At 61.9% G+C, this 20,485-nt stretch carries 18 protein-coding genes and 2 tRNA genes; 8 read left to right on the plus strand and 12 right to left on the minus strand.

From position 1 onward, the window contains the following. Nucleotide 1: 1 nt before the first annotated feature. The 4 genes from B5F88_RS08775 (at nucleotide 2) to B5F88_RS08790 (ending at nucleotide 4,670) form a co-directional block, all read left to right on the plus strand. Entirely contained in the window at nucleotides 2-1,312 is a 1,311-nt protein-coding gene (locus B5F88_RS08775; RefSeq protein ID WP_087344478.1) for an FAD-dependent oxidoreductase, read from the plus strand. 121 nt (nucleotides 1,313-1,433) lie between these two features. Continuing rightward, the gene (locus B5F88_RS08780) at nucleotides 1,434-3,569 is read left to right on the plus strand and encodes a 5'-nucleotidase C-terminal domain-containing protein (protein ID WP_087344482.1); all 2,136 of its coding nucleotides are present in this window, start codon (nucleotides 1,434-1,436) and stop codon (nucleotides 3,567-3,569) included. 149 nt (nucleotides 3,570-3,718) lie between these two features. Continuing rightward, nucleotides 3,719-3,925, plus strand: coding sequence for a helix-turn-helix transcriptional regulator (locus tag B5F88_RS08785; protein WP_087344485.1), 207 nt, complete (start codon nucleotides 3,719-3,721; stop codon nucleotides 3,923-3,925). Between the two features lies 1 nt (nucleotide 3,926). Then, complete coding sequence (locus B5F88_RS08790; RefSeq protein ID WP_162612146.1) at nucleotides 3,927-4,670, plus strand: DUF3169 family protein; 744 nt, start codon at nucleotides 3,927-3,929, stop codon at nucleotides 4,668-4,670. A 40-nt stretch (nucleotides 4,671-4,710) separates the two neighbouring features. On the opposite strand, the gene B5F88_RS08795 is transcribed toward B5F88_RS08790, so the two are convergent. From B5F88_RS08795 to B5F88_RS08840, 10 genes are all read right to left on the minus strand, one after another. Beyond that, on the minus strand, nucleotides 4,711-6,465 hold the full coding sequence (locus tag B5F88_RS08795) for an NADH-dependent [FeFe] hydrogenase, group A6 (protein ID WP_087344491.1): 1,755 nt from the start codon (nucleotides 6,463-6,465) through the stop codon (nucleotides 4,711-4,713). Between the two features lie 14 nt (nucleotides 6,466-6,479). Beyond that, nucleotides 6,480-8,282, minus strand: a complete 1,803-nt coding sequence (locus tag B5F88_RS08800; RefSeq protein WP_087344495.1) for an NADH-quinone oxidoreductase subunit NuoF — start codon at nucleotides 8,280-8,282, stop codon at nucleotides 6,480-6,482. Between the two features lie 15 nt (nucleotides 8,283-8,297). After that, complete coding sequence (locus tag B5F88_RS08805) at nucleotides 8,298-8,666, minus strand: (2Fe-2S) ferredoxin domain-containing protein (RefSeq protein ID WP_087344498.1); 369 nt, start codon at nucleotides 8,664-8,666, stop codon at nucleotides 8,298-8,300. After that, complete coding sequence (locus B5F88_RS08810; protein ID WP_087344501.1) at nucleotides 8,663-9,220, minus strand: ATP-binding protein; 558 nt, start codon at nucleotides 9,218-9,220, stop codon at nucleotides 8,663-8,665. Before B5F88_RS08810 ends, B5F88_RS08805 begins: the two co-directional genes overlap by 4 nt. 9 nt (nucleotides 9,221-9,229) lie before the next feature. Further along, nucleotides 9,230-9,724, minus strand: a complete 495-nt coding sequence (gene nuoE / locus B5F88_RS08815) for an NADH-quinone oxidoreductase subunit NuoE (protein ID WP_087344504.1) — start codon at nucleotides 9,722-9,724, stop codon at nucleotides 9,230-9,232. A gap of 176 nt (nucleotides 9,725-9,900) precedes the next feature. Then, nucleotides 9,901-10,614 (minus strand): PHP domain-containing protein, encoded by a 714-nt coding sequence (locus B5F88_RS08820; protein WP_087344507.1) that lies wholly within the window; start codon nucleotides 10,612-10,614, stop codon nucleotides 9,901-9,903. 21 nt (nucleotides 10,615-10,635) lie between these two features. After that, the gene (locus B5F88_RS08825; protein ID WP_087344511.1) at nucleotides 10,636-10,965 is read right to left on the minus strand and encodes a DRTGG domain-containing protein; all 330 of its coding nucleotides are present in this window, start codon (nucleotides 10,963-10,965) and stop codon (nucleotides 10,636-10,638) included. Nucleotides 10,966-11,033: 68 nt separating this feature from the next. Further along, nucleotides 11,034-12,353: a [Fe-Fe] hydrogenase large subunit C-terminal domain-containing protein gene (locus B5F88_RS08830; protein WP_242959701.1), complete on the minus strand. Its 1,320-nt coding sequence runs from the start codon at nucleotides 12,351-12,353 to the stop codon at nucleotides 11,034-11,036. Nucleotides 12,354-12,393: 40 nt separating this feature from the next. Then, nucleotides 12,394-12,819 carry an anti-sigma regulatory factor gene (locus B5F88_RS08835; protein WP_087344517.1) on the minus strand — a complete coding sequence of 142 codons (426 nt, stop codon included), beginning with the start codon at nucleotides 12,817-12,819 and terminating at the stop codon, nucleotides 12,394-12,396. Continuing rightward, nucleotides 12,806-13,162 carry a DRTGG domain-containing protein gene (locus B5F88_RS08840; RefSeq protein ID WP_087344518.1) on the minus strand — a complete coding sequence of 119 codons (357 nt, stop codon included), beginning with the start codon at nucleotides 13,160-13,162 and terminating at the stop codon, nucleotides 12,806-12,808. The genes B5F88_RS08835 and B5F88_RS08840 overlap by 14 nt, the downstream gene beginning before the upstream one ends. 257 nt (nucleotides 13,163-13,419) lie before the next feature. On the opposite strand from B5F88_RS08840, the gene serC reads away from it, so the two are divergent. Further along, nucleotides 13,420-14,505, plus strand: coding sequence for a 3-phosphoserine/phosphohydroxythreonine transaminase (gene serC, locus B5F88_RS08845; RefSeq protein ID WP_087344521.1), 1,086 nt, complete (start codon nucleotides 13,420-13,422; stop codon nucleotides 14,503-14,505). A gap of 17 nt (nucleotides 14,506-14,522) precedes the next feature. Next, nucleotides 14,523-15,692: a phosphoglycerate dehydrogenase gene (locus B5F88_RS08850; protein WP_087344525.1), complete on the plus strand. Its 1,170-nt coding sequence runs from the start codon at nucleotides 14,523-14,525 to the stop codon at nucleotides 15,690-15,692. 73 nt (nucleotides 15,693-15,765) lie between these two features. Here the strand turns inward: B5F88_RS08850 and B5F88_RS08855 are convergent, their stop codons facing one another. Together B5F88_RS08855 and prfB are read right to left on the minus strand one after the other, a co-directional pair. Further along, entirely contained in the window at nucleotides 15,766-18,045 is a 2,280-nt protein-coding gene (locus B5F88_RS08855) for a bifunctional UDP-sugar hydrolase/5'-nucleotidase (RefSeq protein WP_087344527.1), read from the minus strand. A 179-nt stretch (nucleotides 18,046-18,224) separates the two neighbouring features. Further along, nucleotides 18,225-19,346 carry a peptide chain release factor 2 gene (gene prfB / locus B5F88_RS08860; RefSeq protein ID WP_087344530.1) on the minus strand — a complete coding sequence of 374 codons (1,122 nt, stop codon included), beginning with the start codon at nucleotides 19,344-19,346 and terminating at the stop codon, nucleotides 18,225-18,227. A 372-nt stretch (nucleotides 19,347-19,718) separates the two neighbouring features. Here prfB and B5F88_RS08870 point away from each other — a divergent pair. Both B5F88_RS08870 and B5F88_RS08875 read left to right on the plus strand, forming a co-directional pair. Next, nucleotides 19,719-19,805: transfer RNA gene (locus B5F88_RS08870), tRNA-Leu, on the plus strand. A gap of 3 nt (nucleotides 19,806-19,808) precedes the next feature. Continuing rightward, nucleotides 19,809-19,885, plus strand: a tRNA-Met gene (locus B5F88_RS08875). Nucleotides 19,886-20,485 lie beyond the last annotated feature (600 nt).

Here is a 20,485-nt window from a genome sequence, read left to right on the forward strand (position 1 = left end):
TATGCACGATTTACTCATCATCGGCGGAGGACCCGGCGGCTGCGCCGCCGCCCTCCGGGCCGCCAGAGGCGGCCTGTCCGTGGCCCTGTTCGAGCCCCGTCAGGTGGGGGGCACCTGCCTGAACCGGGGGTGCATCCCCACCAAGGCCCTGCTCCACGGGGCCAAGCCGGGGTGCGACTGGTCCCAGCTGGCCGCAGAAAAGGAATCCGTGGTAGCCACCCTCCGCTCCGGCATGGAAAAACAGCTGAAAGCCGCCAAGGTGGAGATTATCCCCGCCCAGGCTGTCATCACCGGCCCCAACACCCTCAGAACCGCTGACGGCACGCTTTGGGAGGGCAGGTCCATCCTGGTCTCTGTGGGCTCTCTCCCTGCCCCTCTCCCCATTCCGGGGATGGACCTGCCCGGTGTATCCAACAGCGACGGCCTGCTGGACGACATTCGCCCCCGGGACCATCTGCTCATCATCGGCGGTGGCGTCATTGGGGTGGAGCTGGCCTGGGTGTGGGCCTCCGCCGGGTGCAGGGTCACCATTGTAGAGGCCCTGGACCGGCTCATCGCCAACCTGGACCGGGAGCTGTCCCAGAGCCTGACCATGGAGTTGAAAAAGGCGGGGGTGACGGTGTACACCGGGGCCTCGGTGGCGGAGATCCAGCCCGGCCCCGCCGTCCGCTTCACCCACAAGGGAGAGGAGCACACCCTCGCCGCCGACACGGTGCTGGTGGCCGCCGGACGAAAACCCGCCACCGCCGGCCTGTTTGATGGGGTCTCCCCCGCCATGGACCGGGGCTTTCTGACGGTGGACGGTCAGTTCCGCACCTCCATCCCCTCCATCTACGCCATCGGGGACGCCATCGGCGGGGCCATGCTGGCCCACAAGGCGGAAGCAGAGGGGGACGTGGTGGCCCACCTGCTGCTGGGGAAAACGCCCCTGCGCGGCACCTCCCCCATCCCCTCCTGCGTATACACCGACCCGGAACTGGCCCAGGTAGGCCTGACCCTGGACGAGGCCAAGGCCCGGAACATCCCGGCGGTCAGCGGCAAGTGCGTCATGGGAGCCAATGGCCGCACCCTTATCGAGGGGGGCAAGCGGGGCTTTGTAAAGCTGGTGTTTCACAAAGAAACCCACGCCCTGCTGGGGGGACAGCTGTGCTGCTACCGGGCCTCCGACCTGATCGCCGAGCTGACCCTGTCGGTGTCCCTGGGTCTGACAGCAGAGCAGCTGCTCCGGCCGGTACGTCCCCACCCCACCTTTGCCGAGGCTGTCACGGCGGCGGTGGAGGCCGGCCTGGATGCACTGGAACGTTCCGTTTGATTTGTAAGTTTCTGTTAGTTTCGCCTGTTTCTTTTTATCAAATTTGCACAATTTTTATCGACAGGAATCCCAACCTATGGTATGATTACAGTACCTCAATGAAAGGAAGGGAGCTGTCTGTATGCACAAACAAAAGTTCGGCAAAATTCTGTCCGTGGCGCTGAGCATGGCCATGGTGCTCTCCCTGTCCGTCACCGCTCTGGCGGCGGATGGAGAGACCCATCTGACCATCATCGGCACCTCGGACACCCACGGCAACATCTGGGGCTACTCCTATGAGGACATGAAGGAGAGCACCGGAGACGGCCTGGCCCGGATTTCCACCTATGTCAGCCAGGTGCGGGAGGAGAATCCCAACACCATCCTGGTGGACGCGGGCGACACCATCCAGGGCACCATCATGACCGACGACCTGTACTCCAAGGACACCACGGATCACCCGGTGCCCGCCGCTCTGAACTACATGGGCTATGACGCCTGGGTCCTGGGCAACCATGAGTTCAACTTCGGGGTGGACACCCTGAAGGAGATCATCGCCCAGACCGATGTGCCGGTGCTGGCCGCCAACATCAAGAACGCTGACGGCAGCTATTTCACTGGCGCAGGCTACACCATTGTGGAGCGGGGCGGTGTGAAGGTCGCCATCATCGGCGTGACCACCCCCAACATCCCCCGGTGGGACGGCACCAAGCAGGGCGTGGCCGACCTGACCTTTGAGTCTATGGCCGACGCAGTGGCCGACTGCATCGAGGAAATCGGCGACGGAGCTGACGTGATCATGGCCTCCACCCATGCCGGTCTGTCCGCCGAGTACTCCACCGATGGAGCCGACGCCGCCCAGACCATTCTGGACAAGTGCCCGGAGGTGGACGTGCTCCAGCTGGGCCACACCCACACCACCTACATCAACAACGACGGCGCCATCCCCGTGGGCGAGACCAAGAACAACGCCGGCGAGGTGGTCCGCTATGACCTGACCCTCAACGCCGACAAGGAGATCACCTCCGCCACGGTGGAGACCGTCTCCATGAAGGACGTGGAGCCCGACCAGGGCCTGCGGGATGTACCCGCCGTCAAGGCCGCCCAGGAAAAAGCCGTGTCCTTCATTCAGGACAACGTGCTGGGCCACGCCGCCGCCGACTTCCAGCCCGTCAATGAGATCAAGGGCCTGCCCGAGGGCCGGCTCCAGGATACCGCCGTTATCGACCTCATCGGCACCGTCCAGCTGGAGAACTCCGGCGCCGACGTCACCGCCGTGGCTCTGTTCAAGGACACCAGCGACCTGAAGCAGGGTGATCTGAACTACGGCAACATGTTCGACATCTACAAGTACCCCAACGTGCTGTACACCGTAGAGGTGACCGGCGCGGAGATGAAGGCCTACATGGAGTGGGCCGCCGAGTGCTGGAACCAGTGGCAACCCGGGGACATCAACATCTCCTTCAACCCGGACAAGGCCGGCTACCTCCACGACCATTTCATCGGCCTGAACTATGAGGTCAACCTGTCCAAGCCCGCCGGTGAGCGCATTGAAAACGTGACCTTTAAGGGCGAGCCCCTCACTGACGACATGACCCTCACCCTCTGCGTCAACGACTACCGCTACACCGGTCTGAAGAACGAGGGCATTATCTCCGGCGAGAAGCAGTGGGAGTCCTCTGCCTCCGTGCGGGACATGCTGGTGGCCTATCTGGCCGAGCACGATCCCCTGGAGCCCGTGGTGGACAACAACTGGAAGATCACCGGCGTGGATCTGCAGCTGGACAACCCTGAGCGGGCAGCCTACATTGAGAAGATCAATGCCGGTGAGCTGGCCACCCCCTACAACAAGAGCATCAACCTGAACGAGGCCAACAACGTGGTGGTCAACGGCCTGCTGTACTCCGCCGACGACGCGGTGAGCAGCGGTCTGGGCGACACGGTGTTCTACCGTCTGCGGGATCTGGCCGTGGCCTTCAAGGGCACCACCGCCGCCTTTGACCTGACCTGGAACAACGGCGTGGTCCTCACCAAGGGCGGCGAATATACCGCCGCGTCCCTGGCTCCCCGTGCCGATGGCACCGCCATTGATTACGCCAACCTGACCGTCACCGTGGACGGCGCTCCGGTGGAGGTGTCCGCCCTGCTCATCGGCGGCAACTACTATGTCTCCGCCGAGGGCATCAACACCCTGCTGGGCATCAACGCTGTTGAAGCCGACGGGGTGCTCACCCTCACCGCCGAAGAGGCCGGCCCCGGCTCCGGCAACGCCGGCTGAGCCAATTCCTCAGGCAAAGACCAGCTCCTTACGGAGCTGGTCTTTTTTATTTCCCCTCTTGACAAGTTTCCTTGTCAATGCTATCCTATGTTTGACAAGGAAAGTTGTCATTTTGACAAAGATAGTTAGCAAGGCAAGGAGGGGATCCGATGCCACTACACAACCGGCTGAAGGAACACCGGGCCCGGCTGGGGGTCAACCAGCAGGAGCTGGGCCGCATGGCGGGGGTGTCCCGGCAGACCATCAGCCAGATTGAGCGGGGGGACTACTCCCCCTCCGTCACCCTGGCCCTGAAGCTGGCCAGGCTGTGCGGCGTCACTGTGGAGGACATTTTCAGCTATGAGGAGGATGAATAGGATGAAGGATCAGGTTGCGCGGGAAAACCGCAAGGCGCTGCCCAAGTTTTTGGGTTCGGTGCTGCTCTTTGCGCTGCTGGGTGGGGCGGGCGGCTTTTTCGTCAGTATCGCCGGCTTCTCCGGGCTGGCCGGCTGGCTCCAGACCGGGCTGACAGAGGCCCTGCGGGTGGTGGTGCCCTGGGGCATCCCGGTGAGCTCGCTGGTATTGCTGGGTATCGGCCTGGGACTGTACCGCTCCGCCAAGGGCCGGTACGACCGCTGGGACGGGGAGGATGAGCAGCTGGCAGACAGCATCGAGATTACCCTCAGCTATGTGCTGCTGGTCACCGCTCTGGCAACCATTCTGGACTTTTTCTTTCTGTCAGCGGCTTTTCTCAGTGACACTCCCCTGATAACTGCCCTTCTGTTCCTGGCCTCCATCGTTCTGGTCGTTCTGCTCCAGCAGCGGGCAGTGGACCTGACCCGGCGGATGAACCCGGAGAAGCGGGGCAGCGTGTACGACACCAAGTTCCAGAAGAAGTGGATGGACAGCTGCGACGAAGCTGAGCGCGCCCAGATCGGCCAGGCGTCCTACCAGGCGCTCCGGGTGACCACCGGCGCCTGTCTGGGGCTGTGGGTGGTGTTCACCGTGCTGAACTTTTCCTTTGACATCGGCCTGCTGCCCGCCCTGGCGGTGCTGGTAGTGTTCGGAGTGCTCCAGGTCACCTATTGCCTGACCTGCATCAGGCTGACCCGCTCCAAATGAGAAAACGGCCAGTCCCCGAAGGGACTGGCCGCTTTTTGTGTTATACCCGATAGCGCTTCTGCTTGATATAGGTACAGTGGAGCAGCTCGTGGGCCTTGTGGCCGCCGGGCTCGCCCAGGTAGGCGTGGTACACCGTCTGGACCACCGGGTTCTTGTGGCTGCGGCGGTACTCCATATCCTCGTCCTGCTTGTACAGGGCGGCGGCCCGCAGGGCCTTGATGTCGGTGAAGTTACGCACGTCGGCGTGCTGGATGGGCTGGCCGCCGCCGTTGATGCAGCCGCCGGGACAGGCCATGAACTCCACAAAGTCGTACTGCATGGAGCCGTCCCTGATGCCGTCCAGCACCAGCTTCACATTGTGCAGGCCGGAGGCCACGCACACCCGCACCGTGCGGCCGAGCAGCTCGTAGCTGGCCTCCTTCACGCCCTCCATGCCCCGGACCTCCTTGTACTCCAGGGGGGCCATACCGCCGTCGGTGAGCTGCTCCACCACCGTGCGCAGGGCGGCCTCCATTACGCCGCCGGAGGCGCCGAAAATGGCGGCGGCACCGGTGGAGATGCCCAGCATCTCGTCAAATGTACCGTCAGGCAAGTGGTCGAAGAGCAGGCCCGCCTGGGTGATCATGCGGCCCAGCTCCCGGGTGGTGAGGGACACATCCACCGGCATACAGCCGTTGGGCAGCCGCTGCTCCTCCCGGCGCACCTCGTACTTCTTGGCGGTACAGGGCATGATGGACACCACAAAGATGTCGTCGGGATCAATGCCCATGGTCTCGGCGTAATAGGTCTTGACCAGAGAGCCGAACATCTGCTGGGGGGACTTGCAGGTGGACACGTTGGCCATCATCTCGGGGGCGTGCTGCTCCATGTACCGGATCCAGCCGGGGGAGCATGAGGTGATGAGGGGCAGCTTGCCTCCCCCGTTCAGGCGGCTGAGGAACTCGGTGCCCTCCTCCATAATGGTGAAGTCAGCGGCGGTGTCCACGTCAAACACCTTGTCAAAGCCCAGACGGCGCAGGGCGGTAACCATCTTGCCCTCCACATTGGTGCCGATGGGCATGCCGAAGCACTCGCCCAGGGTGACCCGGACGGAGGGAGCGGGACCCACCACCACGTGCTTTTTGGGGTCGTTCAGGGCGGCCAGCACCTTGCCGGTGTCGTCCTTCTCACTGAGGGCGCCGGTAGGACAGGCCACGATACACTGTCCGCAGGAGACGCAGTCCACCTCGTTCAGGTCCCGGTCAAAGGCGCAGCCGATGTGGGTGGCAAAGCCCCGGTCGTTGGGACCGATGACCCCCACCTCCTGGGTGGCCCGGCACACGGCGGTGCAGCGGCGGCAGAGGACACATTTGGAGTTATCCCGTACCAGATGGGGGGCGGAGTCCTCGATCTGGGGATACATATTGTCGCTGGCGTAGCGCACCGCGTCGATGCCCAGGTCGCTGGCCAGCTGGCGCAGCTCACAGTGGCTGTTGCGGGCGCAGGTCAGGCAGTCCATCCGGTGGTTGGACAGGATCAGCTCCAGGGTGAGCTGGCGGGACTTGCGCACCCGCTCGGTGTTGGTGTACACCTCCATGCCCTCAGTTACGGGATAGACGCAGGAGGCCACCAGGCTCTTGGCCCCCTTCACCTCCACCACACAGATGCGGCAGGCGCCGATTTCGTTGATGTCCTTCAAAAAGCAGAGGGACGGGATATTGAAGCCCGCGGAGCGGGCCGCCTCCAGCACAGTGGTCCCGGCGGGAACGGTGACGGGGATGTCGTTGATGCGCAGAGATACCATCTTTTCGTCCATGTCCGTTCCCTCCCTTACTGCTTGCTGATGGCGTCAAAGCGGCAGTGGTCCATACAGGCGCCGCACTTGATACACTTGGACTGGTTGATGATATGGGGAGCCCGCACCGCGCCAGAGATGGCGCCGGTGGGACAACCCTGGGCGCAGCGGGTACAGCCCTTGCACTTGGTGGGGTCCACCACGTACTGGATCAGGGCCTTACACACGCCGGCGGGGCAGCGCTTTTCATACACGTGGGCCTCGTACTCCTCCCGGAAGTGCTTCAGGGTGGAGAGCACCGGGTTGGGGGCGGTCTGGCCCAGGCCGCACAGGGCGGACTGCTTGATGTGGTTGCACAGCTCCTCGATGGTGTCCAGGTCCTCCGGCTCGCCGTTGCCCTCGGTAATCTTGGTCAGCAGGCCCAGCAGCCGCTTGGTGCCGATGCGGCAGGGGGAGCACTTGCCGCAGGACTCGTCCACAATGAACTCCAGGAAGAACTTGGCGATGTCCACCATGCAGTTGTCCTCGTCCATGACGATGAGGCCGCCGGAGCCCATCATGGAGCCGATGGCGCCCAGAGATTCATAGTCGATGGGGGTGTCGATGAGGGCGGCGGGGATGCAGCCGCCGGAGGGGCCGCCGGTCTGGGCGGCCTTGAACTTCTTGCCGCCGGGGACGCCGCCGCCGATGTCCTCCACCACAGTGCGCAGGGTGGTGCCCATGGGGATCTCCACCAGGCCGGTGTTGGTGATCTTGCCGCCCAGGGCGAACACCTTGGTGCCCTTGCTCTTCTCGGTGCCGATGGCGGCGAATTTCTCCGGACCGTTGTTGAAGATCCAGGTGATGTTGGCGTAGGTCTCCACATTGTTCAGCAGGGTGGGCCGGTCAAACAGGCCCTTCACCGCCGGGAAGGGGGGCCGGGTCTTGGGCTCGCCCCGGTGGCCCTCGATGGAGCGCATGAGGGCGGTCTCCTCGCCGCAGACGAAAGCGCCGGCGCCCAGCCGCAGCTCCAGGTCGAAGTCAAAGCCGGACTCGAAGATGTTCTCTCCCAGCAGGCCGTACTCCTTGGCCTGGGCGATGGCGGTCTCCAGCCGCTTGACAGCGATGGGGTACTCCGCCCGGACGTAGATGTAGCCCTGGTGAGCTCCCACGGCGTAGCCGGCGATGGTCATGGCCTCAATGACGCTGAGGGGGTCGCCCTCCAGCACCGACCGGTCCATGAAGGCGCCGGGGTCGCCCTCGTCAGCGTTGCAGCAGACGTACTTGACGCCGTCAGGGCTCACCGCGTCGGCGGTGAACTGCCACTTGGTGCCGGTGGGGAAGCCGGCGCCGCCACGGCCCCGGAGGCCGGAGGCCTTCACGGTGTCGATGACCTGCTGGGGCGGGATCTGCTCGGTCAGGATCCTGCCCAGGGCCTCATAGCCCCCCACGCCGATGTACTCGTCAATGCTCTCAGGGTTGATGACGCCGCAGTTGCGCAGGGCAATGCGGAACTGATGCTTGTAGAAGTTGGTCTCCGCCAGGGAGGTCACCGGCCCTTCGCCGCCGCCGTTCTTGTTCAGCAGCCGCTGGACAATGCGGCCCTTGACGATGTGCTCGGAGACGATCTCCTCCACGTCGTCCACGGTGACATGGGTATAGCAGGCCCCCTCGGGGTAGACGGTGACGATGGGCCCCAGGGCGCACAGGCCGAAGCAGCCGGTGCGCACCACCTTGGCCTCCTTGTCCATGCCCTGGGCGGCCAGCTGCTTCTCAAATTCCTCAATGATCTTGGGGCTCTCCGAGGAGGAGCAGCCGGTGCCGGTACACACCAGAATGTGGGAACGAACCAAACTCATCTCTGTCCCCTCCCCTTATTCCGCCGCGCCGATGGTGTACTCTTCCACCACCCGGCCGTTTACCAGATGCTCGCTGACGATGGAGGCCACCTTGTCGGGGGTCATCTTCACATAGGTGACCTTCTCCTGACCGGGCACGTAGACCTCCACAATGGGCTCCAGCCGGCACACGCCGATGCAGCCGGTCTGGGAGACCGTCACGTTCTTCAGCTCCCGCTTGTTCACTTCCTCCAGAAAGGCGTTGAGCACCGGCCGGGCGCCGGCGGCGATGCCGCAGGTGGCCATGCCCACCACTACCCGGATCCGGTCGTCGCTGGACTCCCGCAAATCAATCTGCTTCTCCATCCGCTCCCGGATGGCCCGCAGCTCTGCCAGACTTTTCATGCTTTCATCCCCTTATGTTCTCGTAACAGCGTTTCCTGTTCCTGTAAGTAGTCCCGGACCCAGAGGACCACCTCCGGCTCCGCCAGGGAGACCGCCTCCCCCAGCTCCGCACGCAGCTGCCTGGTATCCAGGCCAATCTGCTCCTCACCCATTTTGTGGGTGTAGCACAGTTCCAGCTCCGGCGCGCCCTGGAGCAGCAGGGTGATGCTCCCCGCCATATCCCCCACCGGGGGGCAGTCGATGTGACTGGCCTGAAAGACGGCCGTCACCGTGGTGCCCACCCCCAGCTGGCTCTCAATGCGCAGGCTCCCGCCGGTCTGCTCCGCCGCCATGCGCAGCAGCGGCAGCCCCAGCCCCATTTTCCGGGTGGTGCGGGTGGTGGTGAAGGGGTCGCTGACCGTGGCCAGCAGCTCGGGACTCATCCCCTTCCCGTCGTCGGCGATGGTGAGGGTGATGGTCTCCCCCTCCTCCGCCAGGGTCACCTCCAGATGCCTGGCCTGGGCGGTGATGGAGTTCTGGGCGATATCCAGGGTATAGAGGGCGATCTCTTTCATAACTTCCCCTTATTTGTACATATCCAGGATCGGCCCCACCTGATCGGGGGTGAGCCGGCCGTACACGTCGTTGTTGACCATCATAACCGGGGCCAGACCGCAGGCCCCCACGCAGCGGCAGGAGTCCAGGGAGAACTTGCCGTCGGGGGTGATGGCGCCGGGGGCGATGCCCAGCTTCTGCTCCACGGCGTTGAGAATGGCCGCCGCTCCCTTGACGTAGCAGGCGGTACCCAGGCAGATGGAGATCTGATATCTTCCCTTGGGATTCAGGGTGAACTGGGCGTAAAACGAAGCCACTCCGTACACCTCGGACAGGGGGATGTCCAGCCCCTGTGCCACCATAATCTGTACTTCCTCCGGCAGATAGCCAAAGATCTCCTGGGCGGCCTGAAGCACCGGCATGGTGGCGCCGGGCTGGCCCTTGTGCTCGGCAATCACCTGCCGCAGGCGCTCCTCCTGCTCAGGGGTCCCCCGATAGGGAACGACGGTCTTGCAGTTTGGCATGGATGCGTCCTTCCTTTCTAAACCTTGTGTTATATCCTTCATACTGCACATTTTATGACATCTGCTGCACTGACTCCCCGGTCAGTGCAGCAGATGTATTCTTATTACCTATAAACTTTACTTAGGTGCAGTATAACATGCCTCCAAATTCTTGTAAAGAAAAAATTAAGGCGTCCTCACTTTTTGGGAGCACGCAGCCAGTCCAGCACCGCCTCCGCTGTGCGGTCGGGCAGGTCCATAGCGTGCTCCGCCCCCCACACCTGATCCAGATAGTGGGCGTCGGAGTTGGTAATAAAGCGCACCCCGGCCAGATCCGGCCGGTTGGGAAGGTCCGGCGGGCAGCTGTGGGACAGCTCGGCCACCGGAAAGCCCAGAGAGGGGTCCCACAGTCCCAGCACCCCTAGCAGGGAGTAGGAAGGCCGGTCAATGTGAGCGGGGAAGGCTACGCCCCCCAGTCCCGCCGCCAGAGCGGGCACCTCCTCCACGGCAATGGCCGCAGAACAGGCCAGCAGCCGCTCCTCCTCCCCCAGAACGGTGTCCTCCCGGTCCATACGCAGCTGCCGGCCAAAGACGGCGGGGTCGTTGGGCAGGGGCGGCAGGCGGTCATAGACCAGCCTCTGGAAGGCCTCCGCCCGTTCCAGGTCTGGGAACAGGCACACCACATGGATGTCCTCCTGGGTACACAGCTCCATCCCCGGCAGAGCCAGCAGCCCCCGCTCCCGGGCGGCCTGGCAGAAGGGGGCGCAATTGCCGCAGGTATTGTGGTCGGTGAGGGCCACGATGTCCAGCCCCGCCAGGGCGCACATGGCCGCCAGATCGGCGGGGGTCATCTCGTCGCTGCCGCAGGGCGATAAACAGGAGTGGAGGTGCAGATCATAGTAAAACTTCACGGATATCGCTCTCTTTTCCGGTCATTTCAGGCAGTCGTGAAGGCGGCAGGCGGCGGTGTAGGTGTCCTCCCCCGCCCCCAGCAGGTTCACTTCCTTCTCCCTGGCCCGGCGGAGCAGATCCTCGTCGGGCCGCACCCCCTCGGTCAGCACCACACAGGCCACGTCGGCCATGAGGGCCACCGCCGCCACGTTCTGATTGGACATGATGGTAAGCCAGGCGCAGTCCTGCCCCGCCCGGCCCATCACCCAGCTCAGCAGGTCCCCGGCGTAGGCCCCCGTCACCTGACGGTCCGGCCCGGCCATATGAAAGACCGTCCAGCCCAGCTGTTCCTGAAGCGCTTTTACTGTCATACAAACTCCCCCTCTTTTTTATAGAAACAAGCCGCCGCGACCTGGTTCCGGTCCGGCGGCTTGCCTGATTATCGTCTGGATGCTTCTGTCTGGCAGCGCCGGAAGGGGGGCGGCAGATAATCGTCGGCCTCCTCCTTGCCCGCCATGGTCCGCATACGTTCCCGCACCTTGAAAATGCAGTCGTCCACCGAAGCCCGGCCCAGCACCACGTCCTCGGCAAAGGCGTGGCAGGACGGAGCCCCGCAGGAGCCGCAGTGGAGCCCCGGCAGATGGGACTCCAGCTCCTGGATCCGCCGCTGCTTGCTGATGGCCATTTCCCGGTCCCGGTCCAGCACAAAGGTGGGTAAGTACTGCAGCTGCTTATCCCGCCGCACCAGCTCCCGGTCGGCCCCCGTCAGGGTAAACCGGTTGCGGGACACCGGCTGGCCCTTCATCAGGCTCTTCATCCGCATCTTGGCCCCGTAGGGATTCTCCACCGTGAAGCAGCCCCCCACGCACCCCTGGGTGCAGGCTGACAGCTCCAGAAAATCCGCCTCGGGCAGGCGGCCGTCCTCAATCTCCTCCAGCATCCGGATGACGTTCTCAATACCGTCCACCGCCACGCACCGCTCGCCCAGGCGGGCGGTGCTCTCCCCGCCGCAGGAGGCCCAGCCCAGGCCCATGATCCCGGCGGAGGACATGGGCTCCAGCTCCTCCAGCTCCCGCATGGGACCCAGCAACCGCAGGTAGATGTCCCGGATGGCAAAGGCCCCGTCCAGCACCGGCTGGCTCAGCCCCTCGGACACCCGGGCCGCCGTCACCTTGGAGGAGCAGGGCACAATGGCAAACACCCCGATGCGCTCCGGCGGCAGTCCGGTCTCCTCCGCCGCCTCCCGCCGGGCCAGAATGGCCGCCAGCTCCATGGGCAGGATGGTGGAGGCCACATGGTCCATCAGCTTGGGAAAGCGCATCCGGATCAGCCGCAGCACCGTGGGGCAGGAGGAGGAGATCTGGGGGGTTACCGCCGGCGGCCCCTCCTTGATGGTCTGCCGCTCGTAGTCGGAGAGCATCTCGGCGGCCTTGGCTACCTCGTATACCCGATGAAAGCCGATCTTCAGCAGGCCGTTGAGCACCACGTCCACGTTGTCCAGATGGTGGAACTGCCCATAGAGCGCAGGCTCCGGCAGGGCCACGCAGCAGTCGTACTCCTTCAGAATGTCCAGGCTGTCTCCCACCGATTTTACCGCCTTGTGGGGACATACCCGGATGCAGTTGCCGCAGTCAATACACCGGTCGGGCAGAATGGTGGCCTTGCGGCCCCGGACCCGGATGGCCTCGGTAGGGCAGTTCTTGATGCAGGAAGTGCAGCCACGGCAGCGCTTGTGGTCCATTACCACGGCATGTCTCATTGCCACAGGCCATACCTCCCTTCCTCAGCTCTGACGCGCATCACTGGGGAATCTTGATGCGCACCGTCACGGTGGTTCCCTTCCCCACCTCGGTCTCAATACTCATCTCGTCGGAATACCGCTTGATGTTGGGCAGTCCCATGCCCGCCCCAAAGCCCAGCTCCCGGGCGGTCTGCCCGGCGGTGGAAAAGCCCTCCTGCATGGCCTGGGCCACGTCAGGGATGCCGGGTCCAGTGTCCTCCATCCGAATGGTGATCTGGTCGGCGTCCACCTCCACCTCGGCCTGACCGCCGTCGGCGTGGATGACCATGTTGATCTCCCCTTCATACATACAGATGGACGCCCGGCGGATCACATCCTGAGGAAGTCCCAGCTTCTTCAGGGTCAGCTTCATCTTACTGGAGGCCTCCCCCGCTTCAATCAGGTCGCCGCCCTCCACGGGGTACACCAGTTTAATCGTCTCCATCGCAGTTCCCTCGCAATCCATTGGAATATAGCAGGCCGCAGGCCTCATACATGCGCTTGGGGCAGGTCATCACCACAATGTCCCGCTCCCGGGCCAGCTCTACAATGCCCGGTCCGGGTACCTTGCCCCGCACAAAGATAATACACGTCATCTCCAGCATATCCGCGGTGCGCACCACCTGGGGATTCACCAGGCCGGTCAGCAGAAGGGCCTGATTCTTCACATAGGCCAGCACATCGCTCATAAAATCGCTGCCGCAGGCGGACATGACCTCCCGGTCCAGATGCTCCTCCCCCCACAGCACCGTGGCGTTCAGAATTCGTTTGATGTCGGACAGCCGCATCAGCCTCTCTCCTCTCCCCCGTTGGGGAAAACTAAACTCTCAATTCAAAGGCATTGTACCATAAATACCAGTGGAGTGCAAAGGGTTCGTTGAAACATTCACAAAGATTTTGCCTGAGCGGAGGCGCTTTTGGTGATTCCACGCTATTGACAGTTCCCTGTCCGTTTGGCTATAATGTACTTTATCCAAATAAAGTGTGTTCGTCCCACGTGGAACACCAGACAGAAATCCAATACAATTCAGAGGAGGCCATCAACATGGGAACCCAGCGTGTGTACAACTTTTCCGCAGGACCGTCTATGCTGCCCCTGGAGGTGCTGGAGCGCGCCGGCGCCGAGATCACCAACTACCAGGGCTCCGGTATGTCCGTTATGGAGATGAGCCATCGATCTAAGGTGTTCCAGAAGATCTTTGACGACACTCAGGCCAAGTTCCGCAAGCTGCTGAACGTGCCGGAGGGATACAAGGTTCTGTTTCTCCAGGGCGGCGCCTCCTCTCAGTTCTCCATGGCGCCCCTGAACCTGATCGGCAAGACCGGCAAGGCTGACTACGCCGTCACCGGCAACTTCTCCAACATCGCCTACAAGGAGGCCCAGAAGTACGGCCAGATCAACCTGGCCGCCTCCTCCGCCGATAAAAACCACACCTACATCCCCACCCAGGACCAGCTCAAGCTGGATCCTGATGCCAGCTACTTCTACTACTGCGCCAACAACACCATCTACGGTACCGAGTGGCAGTACGTCCCCGAGACGGGCGGCGTGCCCATCGTGTGCGACATGTCCTCCGATATTCTCTCCCGGCCGGTGGACGTGAGCAAGTACGGCATTATCTTTGCCGGCGCCCAGAAGAACATGGCTCCCGCCGGCCTGACGGTGGTGATCATCAAGGAGGAGCTGGCCGGCCACGAACTGCCCTACACCCCCCTGATGATGAACTACAAGACCATGATCGACAAGGACTCCATGTACAACACCCCGCCCTGCTGGTGCATCTACATGCTGGGCCTGGTGCTGGACTGGCTGGAGGCGCAGGGGGGCATCCCCGGCATGGAGGCCATCAAGCACTCCAAGGCCCAGATGCTGTACGACGTGGTGGACAACTCCAAGCTGTTCACCTGCGCCGTGGAGCCCGGCTCCCGCTCCGACATGAACGTGGTGTTCCGCACCGCCAGCGAGGAGCTGGACGCCAAGTTTATCAAGGAGAGCGTGGAGGCAGGCTTCACCAACCTGAAGGGCCACCGCTCCGTGGGCGGCATGCGGGCCTCCATTTACAACGCCATGCCCACCGAGGGCGTGGAGAAGCTGTGCGACTTCATCAAAGCCTTTGACAAAAACAACTGAACAGGAGGGGCCCTCACATGTTTCGCATCAAGACGTTGAACAAGATCTCCCCCGCCGGTCTGTCCGTGCTGGACCAGACCCGCTATTCCATCAGCGGCGACGTGGAAAATGAGGACGGTATCCTGGTCCGCTCCGCCGACATGCACGACTACCAGTTCCCCGATTCCCTCCGGGCCGTGGCCCGGGCGGGGGCGGGCACCAACAATATCCCCATCGACCGCTGCTCCGAGGCAGGTATCGTGGTGTTCAACACCCCCGGCGCCAACGCCAACGCCGTAAAGGAGCTGGCGGTATGCGGCATGCTGCTGGCCTCCCGGAAGATCACTGAGGGCAACGCCTGGGTCAAGGCCCAGCTGGCCGAGGGCGCCGACCTGGAAAAGGTGGTGGAGAAGGGCAAGAGCCAGTTTGTGGGACCCGAACTGTCCGGCAAGATGCTGGGCGTCATCGGCCTGGGCGCCATCGGCGTGCAGGTGGCCAACATCGCCACCAAGCTGGGCATGACCGTGTTCGGCTACGACCCCTTCCTCAGCGTGGATGCCGCTCTCTCCCTGTCCCGCCTGGTCCACCGGGCCATGGATCTGGACACCATCTATAAAAATTGTGATTACATCACCATCCATGTTCCCCAGACCCCCGAAACCAAGGGCATGATCAACGAGGGCGCCATCCACATGATGAAGGGCGGCGTGCGCATCCTGAACCTGGCCCGGGGTACTTTGGTCAACGACGACGACATGCTGGCCGCGCTGGAGTCCGGCAAGGTGGCCGCCTATGTCACCGACTTCCCCAACAACAAGATCCTCCAGGGCAAGAACGTTATCGCCATCCCCCACCTGGGCGCCTCCACCCCCGAGAGCGAGGAGAACTGCGCCGTCATGGCCGCTCAGGAGCTGCGGGACTATCTGGAGAACGGCAACATCAAAAACTCCGTCAATCTGCCCACCCTGGTGCAGGAGTGGAGCGGGGTGTCCCGGCTGTGCATCATCCACCGGAACATTCCCGGCGCCATCGCCAACATCACCGGCGTGCTCTCCAAGGACGGAGTCAACGTGGAAAACATGACCAACAAATCCAAGAAGGACTACGCCTATACCATTGTGGATGTGGGCAGCCGGGTCAACGACCAGGTGGCCGATGAGATCCGCGCCCTGGAGGGCGTGCTCCGGGTCCGCCTGCTGAACCACTAAGCCTGATTAAGCTATAAATAAAGAGGGACGCCGCATGTGCGGCGTCCCTCTCTTGTTGTGGTCTTTTTACTGCTCAGGCAGCGGCGTCGGTCTGCTGGGTGGCCATGAACTGGTCGAAGTTCATCAACAGCTGGGCAAACTCAGCGCGGCTCAGCTCGCCGGTGGGCATCAGCATGCCCTGATTGCCCCGCATCAGGCCGGCATAGTAGCAGAAGGTCATGCCCTCCAGATCCTCGGCAGGGATGGAGTCGTAGTCGGTCACCTTCGTCTTCATGGAGCCGTCGTCGGCGGGAGCCTCCACGCCCTTCCATTCGGCGTAGTTGGCAAAGAGCCGGGCAATAGCGGAGCGGGTGATGACGCTGTCCCCCGTAAAGGTGTCGCCGCCCAGGTACAGGCCCTGAGAAGCTGCCCAGTTGATGCAGTCGGTATACCAGCCGCCCTCGCTGCCGGAAACGGTGATCTCCTCCACAGCGGGGTTGCCCTCCATGTTGTAGAGCATCTGATACACGCTGGCGGTGGTGACCTTGGCATTGGGCGCAAAGCCAGTATTGGTGCCGTTCATCAGGCCATTGTCCAGCGCGTACACGGCGGCCTTGTAGTACCAGGCGCCCTCCTCCAGGTCGGCGGGATACTCGGTGGCCACAGGCTCATTCACCAGGGTGATCCGGCCGGCGGGCTGGGCATAGCCGGTAACCTCGCCGTTCTCGAAGGACTGGACGTAGTTGGCCAGGACCATGTAGTCCTCCATCACGTAGTCCAGCACGTTAACGGCGCCGTCAAACATGGCGAAGCCGTCGCCCAGGTCACGCAGGGTGTAGTTGTAGCCGGCCAGGTTGTAGCTGGCCTTCAGGTCCAGAGGCTCATAGGCGCCGGTCTCGTTGTTGAGCACCTGCACGTCGGTGACGCGGTAGTCCCCGGTGGGGCCGCCGGTCCAAACGCCCTTGTCGTCCTGCTGGACGGTGGAGGGGATAGCGGTGTTAATGGTGTATTTCAGGCCGGAAACCTGGAGGAAGCCGCCGTTTTCCACAGAGCCGTCGGCGGTGGCGTCCTTGGCGCCCCACTCCAGAGCGTCCAGCAGCTGCTGGCCGGTGACGGTCTGCAGGCAGGCCACGTTGCCGAAGGTGTGGATGCTCTTGCAGGTCAGATAGGAGATATCGCCGGTAATAGCCTCGTTGCGGATGCCGCCGCCATTCATGATGGCCACGTCCACATCCAGGTCCATGTTGTCAAAGAGGTAGTACAGCGCGTCGGCGGCAAAGTCGCCGGTGTTGGTCTCCTGCTTGCGCACCAGGCGGTTGCCGTCGGCGTCATAGTTGTCCAGGGTGTCGGAGATGTGGCCGATCACCTGGCCCAGCTGGGTGTTGATCTCAGCCACCCAGGCATCCTCGATGGCCTTCACGTCGGCGTCGGGGGTAACCTCTGCCAGATCCTCGCCGGAGAGCAGCTTGGTGGTGATGGTGCCGTCGGCGGCAATGGTCATCTGACCCACCGCGTTCAGGTAGGAGCCGGTCTGGGTGAGCACCACGGTGTCGCCGTTCTTGTCGGCAACCTCTTTCATCTCCACGGTGGAGTGGGAGTGGCCGTCAATGAAGGCGTCCAGGCCGGTGGTGTTGGCGATCACTTCCTCAGAGGTCCAGGGCTTGGAGGAGGCGTCCACGCCCAGATGGCCCAGGGCCACCACGTAGTCGGCCTCCTTGGAGGCGGCGTCCACCGCCTCCTGCACCGCGGCGTACAGGGCGGAGCCGTCCTCGCCGCCGGCAATGCCATAGATGTAGTTGCCGTTCTCATCCTGGAAATAGGAAGGCGTGGACTTGGTGAAGGACTCGGGGGTGGTGATGCCCACAATGGCGATCTTCACGCCGTCCACCTCAAAGACCTTGTAGCTGTCCAGCACCGGGTCGCCGGCCACGCCATCCTTCTCATGGTAGAAGTTGCAAGACAGGTAGGGGTAGTCGGCCCACTCAATGGCCTGCATGCAGCCCTCCATACCATAGTCAAACTCATGGTTGCCCAGGGTGGCAGCGTCATAGCCCGCGGCGTTCATCAGCTTGATGATGGTCTCGCCCTTGTCCATGGAGCCGTAGGCCGTGCCCTGGATGTGGTCGCCGGCGTCCAGCAGCAGAGCGTTGTCATAGCTGTCCTTCAGCGCGGCCACCTTGGAGTAGGTCAAACCGTTCTCGTTGCCCTCTCCCACGTTGTTGTCGATATAGGTGTGTACGTCGTTGGTGTACAGGATCACCACGCCGTCTTCCGTGGCTCCGGTCTCCTCCGCAGCCGACGCCGGCAGCGCCAGGGCGCTGAGCATGGCAGCCGACAGCAGCAGGGACAGGAGCTTTCCCGCAGCTTTCTTCATCTTTGTACCGCCTTTCCTTTGATGGTTTTGGGGTCTTGCTGATTCATTACAATGGTAACAAATTGTAACCCTAATTACAAGGCCTTCCGTGGAAAATATGACGTAAAATTATATGCATTTTGTAAATGCGGAAAAGGGAGCCGGGGATTTCTGCCCCGGCTCCCTTTGACTTCCATATTTTATTTTTCCGCCCAGTTTCCCGTGGCCTCCGCCTTCAGATAGGCGTTGATAAACCCGTCCAGGTCGCCGTCCATCACGGCGTTGACGTTGCTGGTCTCGTAAGCGGTGCGGTTGTCCTTCACCAGCTGATAGGGCATAAAGACGTAGGAGCGGATCTGGCTGCCCCACTCGATCTTCAGCTGGACCCCCTTGATATCGGAGATCTTCTCGGCGTGCTGCTGCATCTTCAGCTCCACCAGCTTGGCCCGCAGCATCCGCAGACAGGTGTCCTTGTTCTGGAACTGGCTGCGCTCGGTCTGGCAGGACACCACAATGCCGGTAGCGTGGTGGATCAGACGGACGGCGGAGGAGGTCTTGTTGATGTGCTGGCCGCCGGCGCCGGAGGAGCGGAACACCTGCATCTCATAGTCCTCCGGCCGGATCTCCACATCGGCGTCCTCCGGCAGGTCGGGCATGACCTCCACCGCGGCGAAGGAGGTCTGCCGCCGGGCGTTGGCGTCAAAGGGGGAAACCCGCACCAGCCGGTGTACCCCGTGCTCGCTGCGCAGGTGGCCGTAGGCGTTCTCTCCCTCGATCAGGATAGTGGCGCTCTTCAGGCCCGCCTCGTCCCCGTCCAGATAGTCCAGGGTTTTGCAGGTGAAGCCGTGGCGCTCCGCCCAGCGGGTGTACATCCGGAACAGCATCTGGGCCCAGTCCTGGGCCTCGGTGCCGCCGGCGCCGGCGTGGAAGGTCAGAATGGCGTTGGAGTTGTCGTACTCTCCGGTAAACAGGGTAGACATCTTGGCCTCTTCGATGGCGCTCTCCAGCTTGGCAAAGCCCTCCTCCACCTCGGGCACCAGGCTCTCGTCCTCCATCTCGTTGCCCAGCTCGCACAGGGTCATCAGATCCTCCCACTGGGTTTTGCGCTTCTCCTGGCCCTCGATCTTGTCCCGCAGATTCTTTACCCGCTGCTGGACCTTCTGGGCCTTTTCCAGGTTGTCCCAAAATCCGTCGGAGGCGCTCTCCGACTCCAGCATCTCCACCTCCTGCCTGGCGGCGTCCAGGCCCAGGGCCTGGTCCAACTCGTCCAGCTCCGGCCGCAGGTTGTTGAGCTTTACCTTATATTCGTCGAACTGTAACATAGATCCACACTCATTTCCATAAAATAGCCCTACTATTATATCCAACGGCGGCGGCAATGTAAAGTGCGGGCATCAAAAAACCGCCCGAAGGCGGGCGGTTTTTATCGGTCGCTGGCCGACCAACCGGGGCCGGCGCGGAAGATCAGGTCGTCCACGTCCCCTTTGGGCTCGGTGCGGGATGCGGTCTCGTTCTCGTCATGTATCCTCATTCTGGAAATTCCTCCTTCCTGTGTGACGTACATATCAGTATATGCCAGTGCCCACTGAAAATGTGCGTACTTTCCGTCGGCAAAAAATTTATAATTTTCTCTTGACAAAGCTAAACACCTGTGCTATTCTAATTAAGCGCTTTACGAGACCGGAGCCCTCCATGCCGGAGTGGCGGAATTGGCAGACGCCCGGGACTTAAAATCCCGTGGGAGTAATCCCGTGCCGGTTCGATCCCGGTCTCCGGCACCATATCGCGGGGTAGAGCAGTTTGGTAGCTCGTCGGGCTCATAACCCGGAGGTCGAAGGTTCAAATCCTTCCCCCGCAACCAGAAAAAGACAGATGGAGATTTTTCTCCATCTGTTTTTTTATTGCTAATTTACGCAATATATTGTGTGTACACTTTCTTTTTTCGCTATATATAGCATTTTGGTATTTGATAAAAGATGAGCCAACATTAACGGAGGGAAATGGTTTTTATTGTGTTGCGTAGATAATTGTTGATAATCATAGCTCCTTGTCGGTGGAAATTTTCACACGGATTTTCACACGGGGGCTCACGCTCCCACCAAATGAGGAAGGCCGTTCTATGTGTTAGTTGGCTTTTTGTAATGGGATATTATGGGTTTTTAAGGGGCTGCCACAGGGTTTTAAGGGTGGAGGTAGTCAAGGATTGAGTTGATAGAAAAACCGCCACAAGGGATTCCAGGGGGGTTCTGGAGGGAGTTCAAAAGTAGGGAAAGTGGTGGTACGAAAATATATTTAGCTGGGTATTTTTGTAATTGGTTTTTCCTGTTCTAGTTGATAAAACGACCGCATTGGCATAGACAGAATTTACCTCATGTGCTATCGTATAAGCAGAGTAATCCAGTCTAACAGAGAAGATAGATTAACATACTGGAGGAAATGACGATGGCAACCGGGACAAAGA

It is taken from the genome of Flavonifractor sp. An306, from assembly GCF_002159455.1.
Classification (GTDB): Bacteria; Bacillota; Clostridia; order Oscillospirales; family Oscillospiraceae; genus Flavonifractor.